This is a genomic window from Chryseobacterium artocarpi, assembly GCF_001684975.1.
Taxonomy (GTDB): Bacteria; Bacteroidota; Bacteroidia; order Flavobacteriales; family Weeksellaceae; genus Chryseobacterium; species Chryseobacterium artocarpi.
Genome location: NZ_MAYH01000034.1, coordinates 19,826 through 42,550 on the forward strand (window position 1 = coordinate 19,826; position 22,725 = coordinate 42,550).

Annotated in this window: 22 protein-coding genes and 1 pseudogene; 7 read left to right on the forward strand and 16 right to left on the reverse strand. The window is 35.0% G+C overall.

Annotated features, from left to right (window positions below):
- Positions 1-275 precede the first annotated feature (275 nt).
- Positions 276-935 carry an HAD family hydrolase gene (locus BBI01_RS11670; protein WP_065394862.1) on the forward strand — a complete coding sequence of 220 codons (660 nt, stop codon included), beginning with the start codon at positions 276-278 and terminating at the stop codon, positions 933-935.
- Positions 936-1,058: 123 nt separating this feature from the next.
- Positions 1,059-2,267: a T9SS type A sorting domain-containing protein gene (locus BBI01_RS11675; protein ID WP_065394863.1), complete on the forward strand. Its 1,209-nt coding sequence runs from the start codon at positions 1,059-1,061 to the stop codon at positions 2,265-2,267.
- Positions 2,268-2,400: 133 nt separating this feature from the next.
- Here BBI01_RS11675 and BBI01_RS11680 read toward each other — a convergent pair whose 3' ends face one another.
- The 5 genes from BBI01_RS11680 to BBI01_RS11700 form a co-directional block, all read right to left on the reverse strand.
- Positions 2,401-3,795, reverse strand: a complete 1,395-nt coding sequence (locus BBI01_RS11680; RefSeq protein WP_065394864.1) for a type III PLP-dependent enzyme domain-containing protein — start codon at positions 3,793-3,795, stop codon at positions 2,401-2,403.
- Positions 3,796-3,917: 122 nt separating this feature from the next.
- The gene (locus BBI01_RS11685) at positions 3,918-4,793 is read right to left on the reverse strand and encodes a tyrosine-protein phosphatase (RefSeq protein WP_065394865.1); all 876 of its coding nucleotides are present in this window, start codon (positions 4,791-4,793) and stop codon (positions 3,918-3,920) included.
- A 154-nt stretch (positions 4,794-4,947) separates the two neighbouring features.
- Positions 4,948-5,595 carry a thiamine diphosphokinase gene (locus BBI01_RS11690; protein ID WP_065394866.1) on the reverse strand — a complete coding sequence of 216 codons (648 nt, stop codon included), beginning with the start codon at positions 5,593-5,595 and terminating at the stop codon, positions 4,948-4,950.
- Positions 5,585-6,154 carry a cob(I)yrinic acid a,c-diamide adenosyltransferase gene (locus BBI01_RS11695; RefSeq protein WP_065394867.1) on the reverse strand — a complete coding sequence of 190 codons (570 nt, stop codon included), beginning with the start codon at positions 6,152-6,154 and terminating at the stop codon, positions 5,585-5,587. Before BBI01_RS11695 ends, BBI01_RS11690 begins: the two co-directional genes overlap by 11 nt.
- Positions 6,155-6,358: 204 nt before the next feature.
- Positions 6,359-6,940 (reverse strand): hypothetical protein, encoded by a 582-nt coding sequence (locus BBI01_RS11700; RefSeq protein ID WP_065394868.1) that lies wholly within the window; start codon positions 6,938-6,940, stop codon positions 6,359-6,361.
- 175 nt (positions 6,941-7,115) lie between these two features.
- On the opposite strand from BBI01_RS11700, the gene BBI01_RS11705 reads away from it, so the two are divergent.
- Complete coding sequence (locus BBI01_RS11705; RefSeq protein ID WP_065394869.1) at positions 7,116-7,607, forward strand: DinB family protein; 492 nt, start codon at positions 7,116-7,118, stop codon at positions 7,605-7,607.
- A gap of 128 nt (positions 7,608-7,735) precedes the next feature.
- Here the strand turns inward: BBI01_RS11705 and BBI01_RS11710 are convergent, their stop codons facing one another.
- The 3 genes and pseudogenes from BBI01_RS11710 to lptB form a co-directional block, all read right to left on the reverse strand.
- Positions 7,736-8,689 carry a helix-turn-helix transcriptional regulator gene (locus BBI01_RS11710; protein ID WP_065394870.1) on the reverse strand — a complete coding sequence of 318 codons (954 nt, stop codon included), beginning with the start codon at positions 8,687-8,689 and terminating at the stop codon, positions 7,736-7,738.
- 42 nt (positions 8,690-8,731) lie between these two features.
- A complete protein-coding gene (locus BBI01_RS11715; RefSeq protein WP_065395398.1) occupies positions 8,732-10,459 on the reverse strand; it encodes an ABC transporter ATP-binding protein in 1,728 nt (575 codons plus the stop codon).
- A 504-nt stretch (positions 10,460-10,963) separates the two neighbouring features.
- Positions 10,964-11,689, reverse strand: a pseudogene (gene lptB / locus BBI01_RS11720) (LPS export ABC transporter ATP-binding protein); the annotation flags it as partial.
- A 246-nt stretch (positions 11,690-11,935) separates the two neighbouring features.
- Between lptB and BBI01_RS11725 the strand changes: the two are divergent.
- A complete protein-coding gene (locus BBI01_RS11725) occupies positions 11,936-12,124 on the forward strand; it encodes a bacteriocin (protein WP_065394871.1) in 189 nt (62 codons plus the stop codon).
- A gap of 66 nt (positions 12,125-12,190) precedes the next feature.
- Here BBI01_RS11725 and hemB read toward each other — a convergent pair whose 3' ends face one another.
- Positions 12,191-13,180 carry a porphobilinogen synthase gene (hemB, locus tag BBI01_RS11730; protein ID WP_065394872.1) on the reverse strand — a complete coding sequence of 330 codons (990 nt, stop codon included), beginning with the start codon at positions 13,178-13,180 and terminating at the stop codon, positions 12,191-12,193.
- Positions 13,181-13,298: 118 nt separating this feature from the next.
- Here hemB and BBI01_RS11735 point away from each other — a divergent pair, with 118 nt between their 5' ends.
- The 3 genes from BBI01_RS11735 (at position 13,299) to BBI01_RS11745 (ending at position 15,978) form a co-directional block, all read left to right on the forward strand.
- On the forward strand, positions 13,299-13,649 hold the full coding sequence (locus BBI01_RS11735) for a T9SS type A sorting domain-containing protein (protein WP_065394873.1): 351 nt from the start codon (positions 13,299-13,301) through the stop codon (positions 13,647-13,649).
- A gap of 103 nt (positions 13,650-13,752) precedes the next feature.
- A complete protein-coding gene (locus BBI01_RS11740; RefSeq protein WP_065394874.1) occupies positions 13,753-14,664 on the forward strand; it encodes an ABC transporter ATP-binding protein in 912 nt (303 codons plus the stop codon).
- A 3-nt stretch (positions 14,665-14,667) separates the two neighbouring features.
- Complete coding sequence (locus BBI01_RS11745; RefSeq protein ID WP_065394875.1) at positions 14,668-15,978, forward strand: ABC transporter permease; 1,311 nt, start codon at positions 14,668-14,670, stop codon at positions 15,976-15,978.
- A gap of 222 nt (positions 15,979-16,200) precedes the next feature.
- On the opposite strand, the gene BBI01_RS11750 is transcribed toward BBI01_RS11745, so the two are convergent.
- The 7 genes from BBI01_RS11750 to lpxD form a co-directional block, all read right to left on the reverse strand.
- Entirely contained in the window at positions 16,201-16,872 is a 672-nt protein-coding gene (locus BBI01_RS11750; protein WP_065394876.1) for a porin family protein, read from the reverse strand.
- Positions 16,873-16,889: 17 nt separating this feature from the next.
- Positions 16,890-17,762 (reverse strand): succinate--CoA ligase subunit alpha, encoded by an 873-nt coding sequence (gene sucD, locus BBI01_RS11755; RefSeq protein ID WP_047488432.1) that lies wholly within the window; start codon positions 17,760-17,762, stop codon positions 16,890-16,892.
- A 90-nt stretch (positions 17,763-17,852) separates the two neighbouring features.
- Positions 17,853-18,755 carry a UDP-3-O-(3-hydroxymyristoyl)glucosamine N-acyltransferase gene (locus BBI01_RS11760; protein ID WP_065394877.1) on the reverse strand — a complete coding sequence of 301 codons (903 nt, stop codon included), beginning with the start codon at positions 18,753-18,755 and terminating at the stop codon, positions 17,853-17,855.
- 66 nt (positions 18,756-18,821) lie between these two features.
- Positions 18,822-19,385 (reverse strand): elongation factor P, encoded by a 564-nt coding sequence (gene efp / locus BBI01_RS11765; RefSeq protein WP_065394878.1) that lies wholly within the window; start codon positions 19,383-19,385, stop codon positions 18,822-18,824.
- Between the two features lie 92 nt (positions 19,386-19,477).
- Complete coding sequence (gene lpxA / locus BBI01_RS11770; RefSeq protein ID WP_065394879.1) at positions 19,478-20,272, reverse strand: acyl-ACP--UDP-N-acetylglucosamine O-acyltransferase; 795 nt, start codon at positions 20,270-20,272, stop codon at positions 19,478-19,480.
- The gene (locus BBI01_RS11775; protein WP_065394880.1) at positions 20,273-21,670 is read right to left on the reverse strand and encodes a bifunctional UDP-3-O-[3-hydroxymyristoyl] N-acetylglucosamine deacetylase/3-hydroxyacyl-ACP dehydratase; all 1,398 of its coding nucleotides are present in this window, start codon (positions 21,668-21,670) and stop codon (positions 20,273-20,275) included. It lies immediately after the preceding gene.
- Positions 21,663-22,694: a UDP-3-O-(3-hydroxymyristoyl)glucosamine N-acyltransferase gene (gene lpxD / locus BBI01_RS11780; protein ID WP_065394881.1), complete on the reverse strand. Its 1,032-nt coding sequence runs from the start codon at positions 22,692-22,694 to the stop codon at positions 21,663-21,665. The genes BBI01_RS11775 and lpxD overlap by 8 nt, the downstream gene beginning before the upstream one ends.
- Positions 22,695-22,725: the final 31 nt, after the last annotated feature.

Below are 22,725 nucleotides of genomic sequence, written 5' to 3' on the forward strand. Positions count from 1 at the left end.
TACGAAGAGTTTGTGAGTTGGAGAGTAAGAGCATAGAGAGTTTGTAAATGATAATTATCCTTGAATATTTGCCAGGAGGCTGGAGGCTAGAAGAAGGAATTAATGAATGTTTAAAGAATCATTTGAGTTCATTTAACAAATACCTTCAATCTATTTATTATCGGTATATTGAAATTTATCCTAGAATAACTTCCGGCTTCCCTCTTCAGATTTCCTGCATTATTGGGTTTTTCCCTTTTCAACTCAATTTCCTATTTTTGTGAAAAACTTAGAATATGTCTTTAAAAGCTGTTCTTTTCGATATGGATGGGGTAATTGTAGACACAGAACCATTACATAGAAAAGCCTATTTCAAAACGTTTGATGAATTGGAAATTGCAGTTTCCGAAGATTTATACACCTCTTTTACCGGAGCTTCTACCAAAAGAGTTTCTGAAACTCTGATTAAGGAATTTAATTTAAATCAGACTTACGAATCCATTGCAGGCATCAAAAGATCTCATTTTAAAGATTATTTTGATAATGATGATGAATTTGATCTGATCCCCGGAGTGAGAAATCTTATTAAGCATTATCATGAAAACGGAATCAAACTTATTTTAGCTTCTTCTGCAACCATGATTACGATCAATATGGTTTTTGAAAAGTTTGGGCTTGAAAAATACTTTAGCGGAAAAATCAGCGGTGCAGATTTAAAAGAATCAAAACCTCATCCTGAAGTTTTCCTTCTTGCAGCAGAAATGGCAGGTGAACCTGTTGAGAACTGTATGGTAATAGAAGATTCCACCAATGGAATTCTTGCCGCCCACAGAGCTAAAATATTCTGTGCTGCGTACAGAAGTCCACATTCAAAGAATCAGGATTACACATTGGCTGATACGGTAGTTTCTGATTATGAAGAATTAGAACTGGATAAAATTTCAAAATATTTTTAAATAAAAAATCTCTCAGAATCTGAGAGATTTTTGTTTATGGTTAAAGCTAATATTCTATTTTCTTCCTGAATTTCTTTCTGCTTAAATTTCCCTACTTTTGCAGCTTATTTTTAAACTATAATTATGAAATTTAAATTATTGACTGCCGCTCTCTTTGCTGCTATAGGGAATCATGCTCTTTACAGCCAAAATACCTGGAATATTAAGTACACATTCGATGACCATTTTCAAAACCGATACACTTCATTTATTGATGAAAACAAAGGTTTTGTTGTGGCTTTCACCAATGATGGGAAAGGAGCTATTAAGTATACTTCAGATGGGGGAACTACCTGGACTGAAATTTTCAAACAAAATAATGTAAGTTTTGCTCCTTCAATCACACTTCTGGATGAAAATAACATATGGGCTTACCAAGGACAAAATATTTATAAAACAACAAATAATGGAACCACGTGGACCGTATCCACAATAAGCAATTCCCTGGGATATCTTAAAAGACTTGTATATTCCTCTCCTACAGAAGGAATTATGACGACGAGTACAGCCAAATATAAAACCACAGATGGAGGTCAAAACTGGGTAGTACAAAAAATCTTTTCCCCCGACGACTTTGAGCTTAACTCTAGTGGGAGAAGTATTGACCCAACCACAGGTTCAGGTTATGGCATTGCAGGTATAGATCTTTATCAGACCAATGATTATGGAAATACCTGGACAAAAATTTTCACTCTGCCTGACCGTCCTACAGCCCAATCCCGCAGATTCTCGTCAATAAATTATAAAGGATATGCTACAGGGGAATATTTCTATGGAGCGTCGGTAGGGTATGACGGAGCTACATACATTAAATCATCTAACGACACATGGCAGAGACTAACTGGTAATTTTTTTAACTTTGTTGCAACAGCAGCTTTCCCAGGAGATTTATTTATGGGATATGCAGAGCGTAAAGTATACAATATGAAAACGCAAGCTGTTTTGTATAATCTTCCCGGAAATAACTATATTAACAATATAATATCTGTTGGAAATATAGGCTATGCTGTTGGTGGTAATCAGTTTTATAAATATTCTAATTTATCATTGGCTACCAAGGAAACACAAGAAACGCGTTCCTTTAAAATCTATACTCAAAACAATTCAATTATTGTGAGTTTACCTTCAGCTCATGGAGTAATTTCTGTTTATGATATGAAGGGGGCAATCATTAAATCCGGAATAATTATCAAAAAAGGAGAAACTAAAACGATTGATATGAATCCGGGCGTATATATTGTTACTATTCGTGGTGAACAAAAAGATTACTCTCAGAAAGTTCAGATTAAATAATAAATGATTCAACATCACAAACAAAAAGCTCTCAGAATCTGAGAGCTTTTGCTTTGTATAAGTTTTGGCTAAAGCCAATGGACTTATTATTTTTTTGTAAACGGGCTAAAGCCCGTTTCTATTGATAACAAAATTATTTATATCCAAGAAGTTTCAAGATATCTTCCGGTTCCTGTTTTTCACGGAAAATTTCATATTGTAATTCACCATTTTCATCTTTCTGAATCAAAACGTGTCTTGGCTGAGGCATCAGACAGTGGTGTACTCCACCGTAACCTCCGATTGTTTCCTGATAAGCTCCTGTATGGAAGAATCCGATATACAAAGGTTTTGTATCACTGAAAACAGGTAAATAGATGGCATTGGTATGCTGTTCAGAGTTATAATAATCATCCGAATCACATGTCAATCCACCTAAGAATACTCTTTCATATGTATCTTCCCAACGGTTTAGCGGAAGCATGATGAAGTGTCTTGAAATTGCCCATGTATCAGGAAGAGTTGTCATGAAAGAAGAATCAATCATATTCCATTTTTCTCTGTCGTTCTGACGTTTCTGAGAAATGATTTTATAAAGGTTGGCACCACTTTCTCCAACAGTAAAGCTTCCGAATTCAGTATAGATGTTTGGTTCTTCTACTCCTTCCTCTTCACAGAATTTTTTGATCTGAGAAACGATTTCTTCTACCATATACTGGTAATCATAATCGAAGTTCAAAGAAGTTTTGATTGGGAATCCACCACCGATATTCAATGAATCTACTTCCGGAGCAATTTTCTTCAAACGTGCATATACACGAAGACATTTGTACAATTCGTTCCAGTAGTATGAAGTATCCTTAATCCCGGTATTGATAAAGAAATGAAGCATTTTCAATCTTGCATTCGGGTGCTCAGCAATTTTCTGGCTGTAGTATGGAATAATATCTTTATATCCTATCCCTAGTCTTGAAGTATAGAATTCGAACTTTGGTTCTTCTTCTGAAGCAATTCTGATTCCGATATTGAATGTAGAATCAATACTTTCTGTAAGCTTATCCAGCTCACGATAGTTATCCAGAATCGGAGTAATATTTTCAAAACCATTGTTAATCATATCTGAAATTTTCATCAGATAATCGTCTGTTTTGAATCCATTACAGATCACTTCAATGTTTTTATCTACTTTCTCTTTTTCATAAAGAGATTTTACAATATCCATGTCATAAGCAGAAGAAGTTTCGATAGAAATTTCGTTCTTCAAGGCTTCTTCCAATACGAAATTGAAATGACTGGATTTTGTACAGTAACAGTAGGTATAACTCTTTTTATATTCGGTTTTCTCAAAAGCTTCTTTAAACCAGCTTTTGGCTTTCTGAATATTTTGAGAAATTCTCGGCAAATAGCTAATCTTTAGCGGAGTGCCAAATTGCTCAACAACGTCCATCAATGGAACATCGTGAAACAACAAATTGTTCTCAGAAACATTAAACTCCTCAGTAGGGAAATATAATGTCTGATCAATAAGTTCCGAGTACTTTATTTTCATTTCTAAACAAGTGAATTAAGAAATGCAAAATTGCTAAAAAAGTTTGATTTTTGGATGTTAAAATTATTATAATTTTAAATAAAGCCCCAATATTATATCTTACAGAAATTTATTCCTGATAATCAGTGGGTAAACTTTTGAATATATTCCTCTCTTTTTGCCTCAGAAATCCCTAGTACCTGCTGAATATAAGCATCTGTGGAACCATATTTTTTATTGATTTCACCAAAAGCAGCATCAAGATACCTTTTTTCTACCCAGCTTAACTTTTCCAGGACCTGCAAATCCATCTTCGGGTACAGGAAATGTAAATTATGGGCAAGGCTCATCCTCTTTTCTACCAAACCTTTTCTGAAGTTGTTGGATAAAAGAAATTCGTTATAGATCGTTTCTTTATCAAACTTCAATATTGTTAGGATTAAAGCTGTGATAATTCCGGTTCTATCCTTACCGGCAGTACAGTGATAAAGTATAGGTTCTTTAGATTCAAGAATTTCGTTGATGATTGTTTTGATCATTTCAGGGTTTTCTGTGACATATTCACGGTAAAAATCGATCATCCTTTTATCAGCATCGGAAGCATTCACTTTTCCTTTTAACACAAGTTTTCTTGCCTGTGACAACTGATCTCCTTCATCTTCAAAGGCTGAATATTTTTTATAAGTAATTCCATTTGGAAGGTTATCCGGTTTATCCAAAATCTCTTTTGAATTTCTTAAATCAATGATTTCCTTTATTCCCAGTTTTTCTAAATCATTAAAAGATTTCTTTTTAAGTTTATGAAGGTGAGCACTTCGGTAAAACATTCCTTCTTTTAGACTTCTTCCTTCAGAATTTTTAATGTTACCAACAGCGCGAAAGTTGTTGACTTTTTTAATATTAATAGTCGTTTCCGTTTCATTTTTACCATATTCAGGGGCTTCAAAATGCTGTGTTTTACATGAGAAAACACAGAATAATGAAATAATGATCACTGGTATTTTGACAAATGTATTCAATTGTTTTTAGGTTTACCACAAAAGGCAAAAAATGACTTAAGTCTTTTGTGGTTTAAAGTTTATTTTAAATTTTGGCTAAAGCCAATGGACTTTACTTTATTTTTATTAAACGGGCTAAAGCCCGTTTCTATCGATAATTTTCTCGGAAATATAATTAATAGATCGTTGGATATTCTATCTCATTGATGCCAACAAAAAACAACACATCTCCTGATTCATATTCTACCGAAACTTCATCTTCAATAGCAAAATTACGGGTTCCAATCCTTGAGGTGATACTTAAACTTCCGTTTGTTAAAGACCAATTGAGCCCCTTGGTTGTTATACTATTCACCGATGGAAAAGGATAAAGAGAAATCATTTTATTCTTTACTCCTTTCAATTTAAAATTGTTAGGAATAAAATAATATTCTGAAAACTCATCATAAAATTTAATCTTCATACGATCTTTAAAGGCAAAAGCAACCGTCAAATTCCCAAGAAAATGATCCTGTTCTCCTCCACTTCCTCCAAAAACATCCACATCTGAGAACCCTTTTTCCAAAATAATTTCCAGAGCCTTATGAAAATCTGTCTTATCCTGATCTAGAGTAAGAATAAATTTTTCCTGATACATATCCTCATCTGATCCTGAATGGGAATCAAAGTCACCGGAAATAAAATCCAGTTTATCTAAAGGTAAGCCCATTCTTTTTAAATAATGAAAAGCACCGTCTGTACAGGCAATCAATTCATAATTTTCAAGATTCGGTAAAGATTTTGGAGCATCTCCGTTGATGAAAAGTAATACTTTATCTTTCATTCGGGTTCCAATATTCTTCCGGTTCGTTATTTACTTTTGAAATATATCTTGCCAATACGAAAAGATAATCTGATAGTCTGTTTAAATATTTAATCAATTCCGGACGTACTTCCTCAGCTTCATTTAAGAAAACCAATGAACGTTCTGCTCTTCTGCAAATTGTTCTTGCTGCATGTAAAAATGTTGCTGGTTTTCCTCCGCCAGGAAGAATAAAATACTGAAGAGGCTCCAGCTTTTCATCAAAAGCATCCATCCATTGTTCCAATTCTTCAATTTCTGTATCTGAAATAATGATTGGAAGACGTGATTTTCCATTAGCAAGCATTAGCTTATCTACTGGAGTTGCAGCTTCTGAACCTACTGTAAATAAATCGAACTGAATTTTTTTCAGTTGCTTTAAAACTTCTTCATCCTCAATATGGCTTTTTGCAATTCCGATGAATGAATTTAACTCATCAATATTTCCGTAGCTGTCTACTCTTGCACTCGCTTTGGAAACTCTTGTTCCTCCATAAAGTGCAGTCTGACCTTTATCTCCTGTCTTTGTATAAATTTTCATACTACTAAAATACTTTTTTTTGTACAATGTAAAAAGTAAAATGCACTGATGATGTACTTATCTGGTATTATTTGTAAAAGCTAAACTACAAAAAACACGAATCTTTGATTTTTACGAATATTTATGTTGAAGGTGAAAAAACATTCAAATCTATCGGTAATCTTGAAGTAAAAAAATGACCGGTTAAAAACCGGTCAATCCAAATTATTTATTTACCTCTACGTATTGTATGATGGTCTGATTTTTGGGGTTGTAGATGATTGTACTACTATTCGGGAATCTTTTCAGCTTATAATACTGAATGCTTTTATCAGTTTTGATATCTTCTAAAAAGCTTGTATCAAAAGTATTTTCAGGTAAAAATTTCGAAACAAGACTGATTTTACTGATAATACTTTGTCCGTCAATTTTTCTTGCCGTTTTTTCTGATTTACTTTCATCAGAAGTTGCCTGTTTTTCTAAAAAAGGAAGTAATACTGCAATATCTGCTTTGTATTTAAAGACATATCCTTCAGTACCTGTAGGAAGTTTTATCTTTTTGCCTTTCTCTTCTGAAATCAGGGATTTTGAATTAGGAAAAACTTCATTAAATTTTACATCCTGAGAGTTTGTGATAGAATTTATAGACTCATTGACTGTCTTTTTAACGGTTTCTTCTACTGCCTGTTGGGCTTTTTGCTGCACTTTTTCAGTAGTTTCCTGAACTGTCTGGTCAATTTTCTCCTCAATTTTGTTGCATGATACTAATAAAAAGGTTGTCACTACAGGCAAAATATACTTCTTCATAATTTTAATTAATCAATTTGTTTTTATTAATATACTTCCTTCTAACGGAAAAGTAAGGTGTAATATTTTAGCAAAGAAATAAAATATTTTTCAGCATTAAAAATCCTGCTGACAAACTGTTGTCATTACCTGCTCCTACCTTTGTATCAACAATAACAAACAAAAACGATACATTATGACAACTACAGCAACGGCAACACAGCAATTCATGACTACTGAGCAATTATTAAAAGACTGGCAGGGGCATAGAAACCTGACAAGAAGAGTAATCGACGCTTTTCCTGAGAAGGAATTATTTGAATTTTCTATAGGTGGAATGAGACCATTCGCTAAAATGGCAGTAGAACTTATCATGATTGGAGGAACTGCTTTAAAGGGAATCGTTGAAAACAAAATGGACGCTTATAATGAAGAAGGTTTTAATCCAACAACAAAAGCTGAGATTCTAAAAAAATGGGATGAGGAAACTGAAGTGATCAATCATTATTTCAGACAAATCTCTGAGGAAAGATTCCAGGAAACTTTTAATTTATTTGGTGAATATGAATTCCCGGTATATGAGAATATTCTTTATTTCGTAGATAACGAAATTCATCACCGTGCACAAGGATATGTTTATCTGAGAGCTTTAGGAATGGAACCTCCTTTCTTCTGGGAGAGGTTTTAATAATTAATCAAGCGGTAAAATTGCAAAAAGAGAAAAACAAATTTACTTTTTTGCAACATTACTTTTTTACTTCAAACCATTTCATCTATTTGCATAATCTTAACCTCAACATATAATTTGTTGAGGTTTTATTGATGCCTTTCTATCATATTGGTAAGAAGTTCTTTCAATCTTGTACGAAGGCTTTCCGGCTCAAGAACTGTAGCATAATCTGCAAAAGTAATTACCCAACGTGGAAATCCGTCATTAATCCATTCTGTTTCAAAGGTAAGTTCAACACCCTGGTCGGTTTCTACCTCTTCAATCAAGCCATAGTATTTTTTTGAATTCACAAGATGAGCCATTATCTTTTTATCCACCAAAAGTTTAGCTTTCACTTTATTTCCGTGTGATTTTCTGTAGTCAGCAATCTGTCCGTATTCCTGTAAGAAAGGAGTTTGTGTTTTATAAATTTTCAGAATACGGTCTACTCTGAACTGTCTGAAATCATTCCGCAGTGTACAATATGCCATGATGTACCAAAAATTAAATTCAAAGAAAATCCCAACGGCTTCAATAGTTCTGTTGGAAATTTTTGAATCTACAGTCTGATATTCTATATTTAACTGGGTCTTCTCAGCTATGCTTTCCAAAATAATAGGAATTACATTTTTCAGAGAGTCTTCAGCCTGATGTGTATGAAAATTAAAAACATCGATCTGTTTCTCAATATTCTGAATTAAATTTTTATCGGAATGTCTCAATACAGAGCGTACTTTCTCCATTGCCGTCTGATAATGATTTCCCAAACTCTGATGGGAGAATTTCTGCATAAGCTTTTCGGCAGTGATAAAGCTCAGGACTTCTTCTTTATTAAACATGATCGGAGGAAGCTTATATCCATCCATCAATGAATATCCGTTCCCTGCTTCTCCTACAATTGGAATTCCTGCATTTTCAAGTGTTTTCACATCACGATAGATGGTTCTGATGCTGACATCAAATTTTTCAGCAAGATCCTGTGCTCTTACAACAGATTTTGATTGCAGCTGAGTAAGAATTGCCGTTACTCTGTCGAGTTTTTTAAGATAGTGATCGTTCATGTGTTGTCGTTGCAGGCTGAAGGTTTACAGTAAGCAAAATTATTAATTATCTTTTAGAGTATTCACCAGTTTATCCAGATTTAAGCTGCGTGCTGAAGCATCAAAAATTTCCCGATAAGTACCGTCTTTACTATAAAGTTCGTCATGAGTTCCGTTTTCCACTACTCTTCCTTTTTTCATGACATAAATAATATCTGAGTCTAAAATCTGGGATAGTGAATGAGAAATAATGATAACTGTTCTTCCTTCTTTTATGGCATCAAGGGAGTTTTTGATTTGCTCAGTAGCAATGGCATCAAGACTTGCCGTAGGTTCATCCAGAAAAATGATAGGTGGATTTTTAAGGAAAAGCCTTGCAATGGCTATTCTCTGTTGCTGTCCTCCTGAAAGTTGGGTAGCATCATGTTTATATCCATCGGGAAGATCCATAATCTGCTCATGTAAATATGCTTTTTTAGCCGCTTCCTGAATTTTCTCAAAATCAGCATTCATGTCCCCGTAACGTATATTGTCTTCAATACTTCCCTGGAAAATATGATTCTTTTGGAGAACAAGCCCTAAATCACTTCTAAGAAAAGTATTATTATATTCATCAAGATTCACATGATCAAGCAAAATTTCTCCGGAATCCGGAAGGTAGAATTTGCATAAAAGGTTGATGACCGTAGATTTTCCGGCACCACTCAATCCAACAAGTGCAGTAGTCTTTCCATGTTCAATTTTCATAGAAACATTGTGCAGTGCTTTTGTTCCGTTGGGATAAGTAAAGTCTACATTTTTAAGTTCAAAGGTTCCTTTGATATCTTTTTCTGTGAATTTTCCATTTGGTTCGGCTTCATTATCTGCATTGAGAATCTCAAAATATCCTTCGGCGTAGATCATTGCATCATTCATATCATCATAAATCCTGTGCAATTGACGAATAGGTGCCGAAACATTATTGAAAAGCATAATATGAAGCATAATTGCCCCAATTGTCATTTGCTGATCAAGTACCAGATAAACAGTTAGAAGGATAATTAAAACCACTCCAAACTGTTCAATAAAAGTCTTTAAGCCATCATAAATAAAATTAGTTCTTCTTGTAAACATCTGGCTTTCCATCAGCTGCATCTGTAAATCATACTGTTTCTTTCCTTCGAATTTTTCACGAACAAAACTTTTGATCACCATTATGGAATTGATAAGATTCAGCAGACCCGAAGTCTTCTTCTCTCTCTGATTTCTAAGCTGTCGGCGTACTCCTCCCAATTTTTTTGCCTGTAAAGAGCTTATATAAAAATAAATCGGGACAATAATCGTAGAAACCGCTCCTACATATACATTCTGCATATACATGATTATCAAAGCAATAATAGCATTAGAAAACAGAGGTAAAATATCAATGAAAAAGTTCTGAACCAATTTTGTTAAACTTTCAATTCCGCGGTCAATTCTGATCTGTAATTTTCCTGACTCATGGTTTTCATCATTGAAGTAAGCAACACGATAGGTTAAAATTTTATCAATAGCCGATTGAGCCAGAACCGAACTTACATTGATTCTGATCTTTTCACCATAAAATTTCTGCCCGAAATTGATAAAAATATTCAACAACTCCTTTCCCAATAAGATGATTGAGATAATAATCAGAATATGAATACCTTCTGTCATCGGATGCGGAAGATGGGTAAGTTTCGTCACCTCATCCACAGTATACTTCAATACAATTGGGTTTACCTGTGCCGCCAAAGCACCTAGAAAAGTAAGAAACAATGTTCCGTAGATCATTAATCGATAAGGTCTGATGAATGGAACAAGCTGTTTATAAATCCCGAATAAAGTGACTGTTCTGTTGAATGGTTTTGCCATAGGAATTATTTAAACTGAAAAACGTACCGTTTCCAAGAGAAAAGGTACGTTTTTATTATGGTTTTAAGCAAATATTAATCTGGGAATTTATCCTTCGTACATATATGTCGTCAGATAATGCAATTCCGGTTTACCTGCTTTTTTAGATTCTGTTTGTGCCTGTTCCAAAGAATAATTGGTATTGATTTCTTTTTTCTGGAATACAAATGAGTTATTGGCATTTTTATCTACTACATCATTAAAGATATGCTCGATTTCAGAATTCGCAAGGGAAGCGAAACTGATATCTTCAAAGCCATACATCAATCTAAGATCATCATACTGTTTGAAGTTTTCATCTACAAATCCCTGTAACTGGCTTTTTGAATCAAAATTACCCGCCCAGATATTATAAGCATATTTTTTCTTCTTCGGCTTATCAAGAATACTTTGATACACGAAGTTTTCACCAAGATAAGCTTCTCTTACCTGTGGATCATTGGCAAGATCTTCCGGAAGTCCTTCCTTAAGAATTTTACCTTCAAACATGATATAGGTTTTATTGGTAATCGCCAGCGTCTGCTGTACGTTGTGGTCGGTGATCAGAATTCCGATATTTTTATCTACAAGACTTCTTACAATTTTCTGGATATCTTCCACTGCAATCGGGTCTACCCCTGCAAACGGTTCATCCAAAAGGATAAAGTTTGGGCTTGTAGCAAGACAACGGGCAATTTCCGTTCTACGTCTTTCTCCACCGGAAAGAAGGTCCCCTCTGTTTTTACGAACATGTTGTAAAGAAAATTCTTCGATAAGCTCATCACATTTGATTTGCTGCTCACGTTTCGAAAGCTTTGTCAGCTGCAATACTCCCATAATATTCTCTTCAACGGATAATTTTCTGAAAACAGAAGCTTCCTGTGCCAGATAACCGATTCCTTTTTGTGCTCTTCGGTACATTGCATCTGTGGTAATTTCCTGTTTATCAAGAAAAATCTTTCCTGAAGTGGGCTTAACCAACCCTACGATCATATAAAACGATGTGGTTTTCCCTGCTCCGTTGGGACCAAGCAAACCTACAATTTCTCCCTGCTGAACCTGTACAGAAACGCCTTTTACAACTTTTTTAGGACCGTATTCTTTGATTAAGTTTTCTCCGCGTAAAATCATAGCGCAAATATATCAAAAATGCAAACAAGTTTGAATACCTCAAAGCATTGTTTATATCTGATTTAACGTTCATCATCTTAATTGTTAAATTTATTTACTTCTAACCTCTCAATTTTTCACATATAACCAGCCATATCTTAATTTAAAAGATGTCATAAAGACATTTTGTTTACAAAAAGATTAAATACTTCATCACCGTGTGATATTTTTTATTATCTTAGGCTCACAAACTAAAAAATAATTATCATGAAAAAATTAAGTAAAAAAGATTTGAAGAATATCAATGGAGGAAGTCTTCGTTTTCCTGATTCAGAAGGCAGATGTCCGGCTGGCTGGTATTTATGCCCAACCAATATCTGTGTGGATGATGACGGCGGACAAAATCCTATTCATGAAGGACACCGTCATTACAGAGCATGCTTTGGAAATGGGTAACCAGATATTATATACAAAAAAGAGATTGCTGATAAAGCAATCTCTTTTCTATTAATATAAAATTGATTATTTGTTAAGGATCATCGCTGCTTCCTTAGCAAAATAAGTAAAGATCATATCCGCACCTGCTCTTTTGAAGCAAGTAAGGCTTTCGATGATCGTTTTATCATTATCCAGCCAACCGTTTTGAACAGCAGCTTTTACCATTGCGTATTCACCACTTACGTTGTAAACTGCAATCGGAAGATCAATCGCTTCACGTACTTTAGAAACAATATCAAGATAAGGAAGTCCAGGTTTGATCATAATCACATCAGCACCTTCTTCAATATCTTTAAATACTTCATTCATTGCCTCACGAGAATTGTGATAATCCATCTGATATGTTTTTTTATCTTTCGGAATTTCCATATCATCTTTCGGAGCACTATCTAAAGCACTTCTGAAAGGACCATAGAAAGAGCTAGCATATTTTGCAGCATAACTTACAATCCCTACATCAGTAAATCCGCTTTCTTCCAATGCTTCACGAATTACCTGTACTCTACCGTCCATCATATCACTTGGCGCTACAAGATCCGCCCCTGCTTCTGCATGAGATACTGACATTCTTGCCAAAGCATCATTGGTTGCATCATTTAAGATTTTTCCGTTTTCGATAATCCCGTCATGTCCGTAAATAGAATAAGGATCTAAAGCTACGTCAGGCATTACCACCATTCCCGGCACTGCATCTTTGATCGCTTTGATCGTATTCTGCATTAATCCGTTTTGGTTCCAGGCTTCTTTTCCTGTGTTGTCTTTCAGATGTTCAGACACCTTCATGTACAAATTGACAGATTTTACGCCCAAAGAAAATAATTCCTTACATTCTTTCACTGTTAAATCTATGCTTCGCCTGAAAATTCCCGGCATCGATGGGATCGGTTCCTGCATGTTTTCGCCCTCCATTACGAAGATTGGCATTACAAAATCATCAGTTGTAAGCACATTTTCTCTTACCAAACTTCTGATAGATTCATTAACTCTAAGTCTTCTATTTCTTGAATGTATCATTTTGGAATACTTTTTGAATAAGTTTCTACAAATTTACTACAAGTTCTATAAAAAACTATTGTACGAGATTATAGAATTTGTTATATTTGTTATATATATTAGAGAAAATATAAATTTGATGAAAAAACTTTTACTTTTAATTTTATTTGTAGGCACTTTTGTTGGATTTTCCAACAATTTACAAGCTCAGCTTAGAGAGCCGAGTTCCATCTCACAGAAAGCTGATGATGGTGTTTTACTTGCCTATCCAAATCCTGCAAAGGACTTCCTTATTATTAAGGCAAAAGATTCTTCTTTAAGAATCAAAAGTGTGACTTTTTATTCTATTTTGGGTATGCAAGTCGCTAATTACACAGTCAATATGAATTCGGGTGAGATTAATATTGAAAAATTAAAACCCGGAAAATATATGATTCGTTATATTTTAAGTGACAATACGCAGAAAGTTACTCAAATCGTGAAACAATAAAATAAAATCCTGATAATCATCAGGATTTTTTCTTTTGCAATAATTTATTTTAATATTTCCGTAACTTTAGGAACTTTTTTATACTAATTGTAAAAACAATTTAATGCTTAAAGCTGAACATATTAAAAAGACCTATAATGCCGGAAAAAAGGTCGCACTGGATGATTTTAGCATCCATGTTCCAAAAGGCAGTATTTATGGGCTTTTAGGACCCAATGGAGCCGGAAAAACTTCTTTCATTCGTATCATCAATCAAATTACTCAGGCAGATTCCGGAGATATCTTTATCAATGGTGAAAAACTGAATCCAAGTCATATCAAAGACATCGGTTATATGCCGGAAGAAAGAGGGCTTTATAAGAACATGAGTGTGGGCGATCAGATTCTTTATTTTGGAGAACTGAAAGGGATGAGCAAAAATGATGCTCTGAACGAAGCAAAAAAATGGTTTGAAAAACTGAATATTGACCAATGGTGGAAGAAGAAGCTGTCTGAACTTTCTAAAGGTATGGCTCAAAAGATTCAGTTTGTAGTAACTGTTCTTCACAGACCTCATCTTTTAATTCTTGATGAACCTTTTTCTGGTTTCGATCCTGTAAATGCCAATCTCATTAAAGATCAAATCATTGATCTTAAGAATAACGGAACCACAATTATTCTTTCTACGCACAGAATGGAAAGCGTGGAGGAGATGTGTGACTATGTTGCATTGATCAATAATTCCAAGAAGATCATTGACGGAAGAGTTTTTGATGTAAGGGAAAAATTTAAGAAAAATATTTTTGGAATTACTCTTTCTGAGATAAACAGTGAGCAGTTTGAAAGTTTTAAGAACAAGTATGAGATCTTCAATTTCACCAATGAAAACAGTCTTGTTTCTTTTGATCTGAAAAACGAATCTGATCAGAATAATATTCTTATTGATCTTGTGAACGTAGGTAAAGTGAGATCATTCGATGAAAGAATTCCTAGTATGAATGAAGTGTTTATTAATGCTGTAAGTAACCATTCTTAATTTATGAATAATATTTTTTTAATTACAAAGAGGGAGTTTCTTACACAGGTTAAGAAAAAATCCTTTATCATATTGACTTTGTTGGCTCCAGTAATGATTATTGCTTTTGGTGCGGTAATCGGGCTGATGTTTAAAGCCAATGAATCTCACAGCATCATTGAGGTGGTTGACAAAAGTGGATTATTTATTAATCAACTTAAATCCAATGATAAACTTAATTATGTTTTTGTTTCTGCTGCGGATGAAAAGTCCAAGATCAATAATTTAAAGGGCAATGAATCACTAGATGGTGTTCTTATCCTTCCTGAGCTAAAAGGTCAGAATTATGACGAGCTTGAAACAGGAACAAGACTAGTGATCAACAGTAAAATGGGGTTTGATACGAAACAAAAAATTGTTTCTGATATCAGTAATGTTGTTAAAAAGGAAAAAATCAAGCAGCTGGGTATTCAGGAAGCACAGCTTAATGATCTTGATAAAAGCTTTAGTTTAAAAACGATTAATGTTGCAGATAACAATAAAGAAGATTCTGATTTAACTTTTGGGGTAAAATCAGGGCTTAGTATGGTTCTGATGTATGTTACCTTTATGTTCATCATTATCTACGGAGTAAGAGTTATGCGTAGTGTTCTGGAGGAAAAGAACAACCGTGTGGTGGAAATCATTATTTCATCCGTGAAACCTTTTGAGCTGATGATGGGTAAAATCCTTGGGGTAACTTTGGTTGCCTTGACACAGTTCTTAATCTGGATTACGATGTCAGTGATTGGTGCTTTGGTTTTAAATACAGGCTTCTCCCCTCTTCAGCAAACTGTACCCGGAGGAAGTGAGCAGATTACAAGTAAACTGGATATGACGCAGCTTGCTACTCAAATTTCCCACAGCTTATTGGAAATGAATTTCCCGCTGATCATTTTTGTATTCATCGTATTTTTCCTTTTAGGATATATTTTCTATAGTTCTATTTATGCTGCTATTGGTTCTGCAGTAGATAATGAAACTGAAACTCAACAGTTCACTTTATTCGCAATTTTACCATTAACACTGGGAATGTATGGAAGTTTCTCATTAATGAATAACCCTGACGGTCCTCTAGGATTCTGGTTATCGATCATTCCATTCACTTCTCCGGTCGCAATGATTGCAAGAATACCTTTTGGGGTTCCTGCATGGCAGATTGCATTATCTATTGTTTTATTATTAGGAACAACTGTTTTTATGATATTCCTTGCCGGAAAAATTTATCGTGTAGGTATTTTAATGTATGGTAATAAAGCGACTTTAAAAGAGCTTTGGAAATGGATTAAGGGATAAATTAATTATCAAAAAGCTGAGAAGCTAAAAAATAAGAAGGATAAATTTACATAAGTGAATTTATCCTTTTTTTATTTCACGAAAATAAAGCTCGTAGTTATAAAGCTTCTTAGAAAAAAATGAATGCAAATTTGATGTTTTATCTTTTACCATGTTGCCAATAAAGAAACAAAAAATCCCGGAAATTACTTTCCGGGATTTTTATATTCTGATGAATAACTTCTATTTGAATATATAGCTTAAGGTAAGCGCTACAACCTGCTCAGATTTTTTCTTGTCGCTACCTCCTTTTTCTTTTGCAAGACCTGGATAAGTATCAGACAGTCCTAAATCATATTTAAGAGCTACTTCCAGCTGTCTCTTGTAGCTATATCCTATTCCCAGTCCAATTCCCCAATTAAAGCTTTTTGCTTTACCGTTTACTCCCGGTGCTTGAGTAGGATCTGTAACATCAGGATCATAGTAAGGTCTGTTTGCAGGTGGATTTTTAACATCCTGGCTTACCAGAAAATTAAACCTTGGACCTACCAATCCAAAGAATTCAGATGCTGATTCAGAAAAGTAACCTTTAAAATATAAAGGCACACTTAAATAGTTATTAGCATACACTGCATCGTAACCATCTTTTCCTTTTGCATCTTTATCCTTTCCTGTTTCTCCTGCACCGTAATACAGAACTTCAGGCTGAATGTAGAACTGATTTGCTTTTCCTACCGGAATCAGAGCCAAAGCACCACCTTGGAAGGTGTATCTTGGACCTGAAGGGTTATGGGCATTTGCAACTCGGGAATAGTTTAAACCTCCTGTAAGACCGAATCTTGTGTTTTTCCACTGCACTTGTGCAAAGGATAAAGCAGAAAGAGTCAAAGCTGAGGCTAATAAAAGTTTTTTCATATGTTTTGGTTTTTGTATTATCCTAGAATTTTAGCTACAGTAGCACCAATATCAGCAGGAGAGTCAACAACGTTGATACCGTTTTCTCTCATGATTTCCATTTTTGCCTGAGCTGTATCTTCTGCACCTCCTACGATAGCACCAGCGTGTCCCATAGTTCTTCCTTTTGGAGCTGTTTGTCCAGCGATAAATCCTACAACTGGTTTAGTAGATCCACTTGCTTTGTACCATCTAGCAGCTTCAGCTTCTAATCCTCCACCGATCTCACCGATCATTACAACAGCTTCAGTTTCAGGGTCGTTGATGAATAATTCTAAAGCTTCTCTTGTAGTTGTTCCGATGATTGGGTCACCACCGATACCGATAGCTGTAGAAATACCGTAACCTGCTCTTACTACCTGATCAGCAGCTTCGTAAGTAAGGGTACCTGATTTTGAAACGATACCTACTTTACCTTTTTTGAAAACGAAACCTGGCATAATACCAATTTTAGCTTCTTCAGAAGTAATGATTCCAGGGCAGTTTGGTCCGATTAATCTGCAGTCTCTGTCAGCGATATAAGATTTTACTTTTACCATATCAGCTACAGGAATACCTTCAGTAATACATACAATTACTTTGATCCCTGCTTCAGCAGCTTCCATAATAGCGTCTGCTGCGAATGCCGGTGGTACGAAGATAATACTTACGTTTGCTCCTGCTTTTTCAACAGCGTCAGCTACTGTATTAAATACTGGCTTTCCTAAGTGCTCGCTACCTCCTTTTCCTGGAGTAACACCACCTACTACGTTTGTTCCGTATTCAATCATCTGGCTAGCATGGAAAGTACCTTCGTTCCCTGTAAATCCTTGTACAATTACTTTAGAATCTTTGTTTACTAAAATTGACATTTTATTGTTGTTTTAATTTATTTATTATTTTATTAATGCTCACAAATTTACTCAAATTTCTTTGATTTTGGATAAAACCTTTGGAATAGTTTATTTGAGATTTCTCAGTTTTACTTCTTTTTTCAGGTAAGTTTTAAAATCTTCTGCAAACATCCCAATATAGGTACCTTTTTCCAGGTCTCTGTTCACTCCCGTTTTTCCTAAAAGCACAGATCCGCTTTCAATTTTATTCCCGGAAGCGATCCCAACTTGTCCCCATAATGTTACCTCATCTCCGATAACGCAGCATCCGGCAATTCCAACCTGAGAAGCAATAAGGCATTTTTTCCCAATAACGGTGTCATGCCCGATCTGAATCTGATTATCCAATACAGATCCTTCTCCAATGATGGTAGAATCAGTAACTCCTCTGTCAATGGTACAGTTATTCCCTATTTCAACATTGTTTTCAATAACAACGTTTCCTACGGATATCAGACGGTCAAAGTTTCCGTTAAGCTTTCTGTAATAAAAGGCATCACCTGCCAAAACCGTTCCTGACTGAATGATTACATTGTCTCCAATTTCCGTTCTGTCACCGATCACAACATTCGGGAAAATTAAGGTATTTTTTCCAATTTTCACATTGTTTCCAATCACTGCTGAAGAATGTATTTTCGTACCTTCTCCAATTTCAACGTCATGAAGTTCTTCTGTGAAGTTGTATATTCTTGTAAAATGAGTATTGATTTTATTAAAATCCCTGAACGGATCGTCAGAAACAAGAAGTGCCTTTCCTTCCGGGCATTCTACTTCTTTATCAATTAAAATAATAGTAGCGGCAGAATTTAATGCTTTATCATAGTATTTCGGGTGATTCACAAATACGATCTCTCCCGGTTTTACCATATGAATTTCGTTGGAGCCTAAGACTTCAAAGTCTTCAGGACCTACAAATTTTGAGCCTATTAAATCTGCAATTGTTTTAAGCTTTTGTGGAGAATGAAACCTCATAACAATGTTTTTCTTATAAAACAAAATTCGGACTGCTAATGCAACCCGAATTTATGTAAATTTTATTTATTTTACTCTTTCTAAGTAGCTACCGTCTTCAGTGCTTACTTTAATTTTGTCTCCCGGTTCAATGAACAAAGGAACCATTACTCTTGCTCCTGTTTCAACGATTGCGTTTTTAAGAGCGTTTGTTGCAGTGTTTCCTTTTACTCCTGGATCAGCCTCGATAACATCTAAGTATACAGACTGAGGAAGTTCAGCAGAAAGTGGAGTTTCATCAGCTTCTTTCAGAATGATTGTTACTTCTTCACCTGCTTTCATAAACTGAGCATTTTCAATCATTTCTTTGTTGATATATAACTGAGAGAAATCTTCGTTATTCATGAAGTGGAATCCGTTCTCATCATCATAAAGATACTGGAACTTTCTTGTGATTACTTTTACTTCATCAATTTTATGTCCTGCAGAGAAAGTATTATCAATTACTTTACCGTTAGTTACTGACTTTAATTTTGTTCTTACGAAAGCAGGTCCTTTCCCTGGTTTTACGTGAAGGAACTCGATTACTTTAAAAATATCATTGCTATACTCGATGCAAAGACCTTTTTTGATATCGTTACTTGTTGCCATTAATATGTATTATATTTTTTTACTTAATTTTTACCAGCATCAATTAGCAAACTACTGACTCAGCTTTATTTGTATTTTAGCCTTTTGTCTTATTAGTTGCTGTCTTTGCTTGTTCCATAGCCTTTCACAATACCTCTTGGAGAGTTTTGGATAAACTGTAGAATCTCATCTCTTTCAGCAGTAGGTAACATTTCTTTTTCAATGTATGCCAATGCCTGAGAAACGTTCATTTTCATTTGGAATATCGCTCTGTAAATTTTTTGAATTTCAAAGATTTTCTCATTGGAGAATCCTCTTCTTCTTAAACCAACAGAGTTGATACCTGCATAAGAAATAGGATCTCTTGCCACTTTCACATAAGGTGGAATATCTTTTCTGATCAACGATCCTCCGGAAATCATCGTATGTTTTCCGATTTTACCGAACTGCTGAACTGCTGATAAACCTCCCATTACGGTAAAGTCACCGATTTCCACATGTCCTGCGATACCACAACCATTTGCGATGATAACATTATCACCAATGATGCAGTCGTGGGCAACGTGTGAAGTCGCCATGATAAGACAGTTACTTCCTACTTTTGTAAATCCTAAAGCTTTTGTACCTCTGTTTACAGTTACACACTCTCTTAATGTAGTATTATCTCCAATAATAGTTTGTGTATCTTCACCATCGAACTTTAAGTCCTGAGGAATAGCTGAAATTACTGTTCCTGGGAAAATCTTACAATCTTTACCGATTCTTGCTCCATCCATGATGGTAACATTGGGACCAATCCATGTTCCTTCTCCAATTTCTACGTCCCCTGCAATTGTAGTAAAAGGTTCTACAACTACATTTTTGCTGATTTTCGCACGTTTATCTACGGCTGCTAATTGATGAATCATTTAATCAACTTTATTTTTTGCAACTTGAGCCATTAGCTCTGCTTCTACTGCCACTGTGTCTCCTACATATCCGTACCCTTGCATGTGAACGATACCTCTTCTGATAGGCTCTATCAATTCAATTTTGAAAATAATAGTATCTCCCGGAACTACTTTTCTCTTGAACTTCACTTTATCAATTTTAATAAAATAAGTAGAATAGTTTTCAGGATCCGGCACACTTGCCAATACTAAAATTCCTCCTGTCTGAGCTAATGCTTCTACCTGAAGTACTCCGGGCATTACAGGCTCTTTAGGAAAATGTCCAACGAAGAAAGGTTCGTTCATTGTTACATTTTTCAACCCTACAACATGAGAATCTGATAATTCAAGAACTTTATCAATTAATAAGAACGGAGGTCTATGAGGCATAAGCTTCATAATTCCGTTAATATCAAATACAGGTTCTTTCGTTAAGTCAAAATCAGGAACATTTTTTTTCTTTTGTAATTTCCACTGACGGTTCAGTTTTTTTGCAAACTGAGTATTTACGAAGTGTCCTGGTTTGTTAGCAATAACTTTACCTTTAATTTTCACACCTGCCAGCGCTAAGTCACCGATTACATCAAGTAATTTGTGTCTTGCAGCTTCGTTAGGATAGTTTAAGTTAAGATTATCAAGAATACCGTTTGGTCTGATAGACACATTGTCTTTACCAAAGGCTTTTTTAAGTTTTTCTGTAGTTTCAGGGGTAAGATCCTTGTCTACGTAAACGATCGCGTTGGAGATGTCTCCTCCTTTGATCAATCCGTGATCTAAAAGCATCTCTAATTCATGTAAGAAACTGAATGTTCTTGCTGAAGAGATTTCGTCTTTAAATTCTGAAATATTTTTAAGAGTGGCATTTTGAGTTCCTAAAACTTTAGTCCCAAAATCTACCATGGTAGTTACTTCGTATGTATCTGAAGGGATGATTGTGATCTCCGAACCTGTAGCCGGGTCACTATAAGTAAGAACTTCTTTTACTACTAAATATTCTCTTGCTACATTTTGTTCTACTACTCCTACACTTTCAATGGCTTCAACAAAATATTTTGAAGATCCGTCCAAAATAGGTGGCTCGGATGCATCCATTTCCAACACTGCGTTGTCTATGTCACAACCTACAAGTGCAGCCAAAAGGTGCTCACAGGTAGTGATTTTTACGCCAAGCTTTTCTAATGTTGTTCCTCTTTCTGTTGCTACTACATAATTAACATCAGCTTCAACCTGAGGATTTCCCTCTAGATCTGTTCTTACAAATACAAATCCCGTATTTTCTTTCCCGGGTTTGATGGTAAGTTTTACTTCTTTACCAGTATGAAGACCTTTTCCAGAAAGTGTTACCTCTTCCTGAAGCGTTTTTTGCATATCACTCATTAGTATTATCTTTTGAGTTATTCTCAAGATTATTTATTCTGTTTACGATTCCAGGTAAGTTCCTGAAATGAACATAGCTTCTCAAATAGTCATTGTAGCTGATTGCCGGTGAACCATACAATGTTTCTCTATCATTAACACTGGAATTCACACCGCTCTGAGCCTGAATCTTCACTTGGTTTCCGATTTTGATATGTCCTACAACTCCTACCTGACCTCCAATTTGGTTCCAATCTCCGATGGTAGTAGAACCTGCAATTCCGGCTTGTGCTGCAATTACATTATTCTGTCCGATTTTCACATTGTGAGCAATCTGGATCAGATTATCAATTTTCGTTCCTTTTCCAATGATTGTAGAGCCGATTGTTGCTCTGTCTATACTACAGTTTGAACCGATTTCAACATCATCTTCAATAATTACATTTCCAAGCTGTGGAATCTTTTTGAATCCCTCAGCAGTGGGCTGAAATCCGAATCCGTCTCCTCCTACTACAGTATTGGAGTGAATAACACAATTATCCCCGATAATACAGTAATCGTAAATTCTGGCACCACTGTCTATTTTACAGTTCTTACCAATTTTTACCCCTTTCCCGATATATACATGTGGATAAATCTGTGAACCATCACCTATTTTAGCTTTTTCTGAAACATATGTAAATGCTCCGATATAAACTTGATCACCTATCACCGCGGAATCGTGGATAGATGAACCATCTTCAATACCTTCTTTTCTTCCTCTCATTTCCTGATATAAATTCATCAGAACCTGAAAAGATAAGTAGGCATCTTTTACTACGATTAAGGTAGGGATATAACTATTTTCATTCAGAAGTTTTTCCGAAACGATGATAACAGAGCACTTTGAGGTATCTAAAAAATGAGAAAATCTATCTTGTGCTATAAAAGAAAGATGTCCTGATTCTCCATTTTCAATTGGAGAAACCCCTGTAATAAGTGCATTCTCGTCACCTATTATTTTTCCGTCAATAAAACTTGCAATTTGCGAAGCTGTAAATTCCATATTCTGCAAAGATAAGAAATTCTATAATTTG

What these genes read in the sequence shown, in the direction of transcription:
- BBI01_RS11670 (WP_065394862.1), top strand. Translation starts at nt 276, where the DNA reads ATGTCTTTAAAAGCTGTTCTTTTCGATATGGATGGGGTAATTGTAGAC.
- BBI01_RS11695 (WP_065394867.1), bottom strand. Translation starts at nt 6,154, where the DNA reads ATGAAAATTTATACAAAGACAGGAGATAAAGGTCAGACTGCACTTTAT.
- BBI01_RS11700 (WP_065394868.1), bottom strand. Translation starts at nt 6,940, where the DNA reads ATGAAGAAGTATATTTTGCCTGTAGTGACAACCTTTTTATTAGTATCA.
- efp (WP_065394878.1), bottom strand. Translation starts at nt 19,385, where the DNA reads ATGGCAACAAGTAACGATATCAAAAAAGGTCTTTGCATCGAGTATAGC.
- BBI01_RS11710 (WP_065394870.1), bottom strand. Translation starts at nt 8,689, where the DNA reads ATGAACGATCACTATCTTAAAAAACTCGACAGAGTAACGGCAATTCTT.
- BBI01_RS11745 (WP_065394875.1), top strand. Translation starts at nt 14,668, where the DNA reads ATGAATAATATTTTTTTAATTACAAAGAGGGAGTTTCTTACACAGGTT.
- BBI01_RS11740 (WP_065394874.1), top strand. Translation starts at nt 13,753, where the DNA reads ATGCTTAAAGCTGAACATATTAAAAAGACCTATAATGCCGGAAAAAAG.
- BBI01_RS11735 (WP_065394873.1), top strand. Translation starts at nt 13,299, where the DNA reads ATGAAAAAACTTTTACTTTTAATTTTATTTGTAGGCACTTTTGTTGGA.
- lpxD (WP_065394881.1), bottom strand. Translation starts at nt 22,694, where the DNA reads ATGGAATTTACAGCTTCGCAAATTGCAAGTTTTATTGACGGAAAAATA.
- BBI01_RS11715 (WP_065395398.1), bottom strand. Translation starts at nt 10,459, where the DNA reads ATGATCTACGGAACATTGTTTCTTACTTTTCTAGGTGCTTTGGCGGCA.
- BBI01_RS11750 (WP_065394876.1), bottom strand. Translation starts at nt 16,872, where the DNA reads ATGAAAAAACTTTTATTAGCCTCAGCTTTGACTCTTTCTGCTTTATCC.
- BBI01_RS11675 (WP_065394863.1), top strand. Translation starts at nt 1,059, where the DNA reads ATGAAATTTAAATTATTGACTGCCGCTCTCTTTGCTGCTATAGGGAAT.
- BBI01_RS11705 (WP_065394869.1), top strand. Translation starts at nt 7,116, where the DNA reads ATGACAACTACAGCAACGGCAACACAGCAATTCATGACTACTGAGCAA.
- BBI01_RS11690 (WP_065394866.1), bottom strand. Translation starts at nt 5,595, where the DNA reads ATGAAAGATAAAGTATTACTTTTCATCAACGGAGATGCTCCAAAATCT.
- BBI01_RS11680 (WP_065394864.1), bottom strand. Translation starts at nt 3,795, where the DNA reads ATGAAAATAAAGTACTCGGAACTTATTGATCAGACATTATATTTCCCT.
- BBI01_RS11775 (WP_065394880.1), bottom strand. Translation starts at nt 21,670, where the DNA reads ATGAGTGATATGCAAAAAACGCTTCAGGAAGAGGTAACACTTTCTGGA.
- BBI01_RS11725 (WP_065394871.1), top strand. Translation starts at nt 11,936, where the DNA reads ATGAAAAAATTAAGTAAAAAAGATTTGAAGAATATCAATGGAGGAAGT.
- BBI01_RS11760 (WP_065394877.1), bottom strand. Translation starts at nt 18,755, where the DNA reads ATGAGGTTTCATTCTCCACAAAAGCTTAAAACAATTGCAGATTTAATA.
- lpxA (WP_065394879.1), bottom strand. Translation starts at nt 20,272, where the DNA reads ATGATTCATCAATTAGCAGCCGTAGATAAACGTGCGAAAATCAGCAAA.
- hemB (WP_065394872.1), bottom strand. Translation starts at nt 13,180, where the DNA reads ATGATACATTCAAGAAATAGAAGACTTAGAGTTAATGAATCTATCAGA.
- sucD (WP_047488432.1), bottom strand. Translation starts at nt 17,762, where the DNA reads ATGTCAATTTTAGTAAACAAAGATTCTAAAGTAATTGTACAAGGATTT.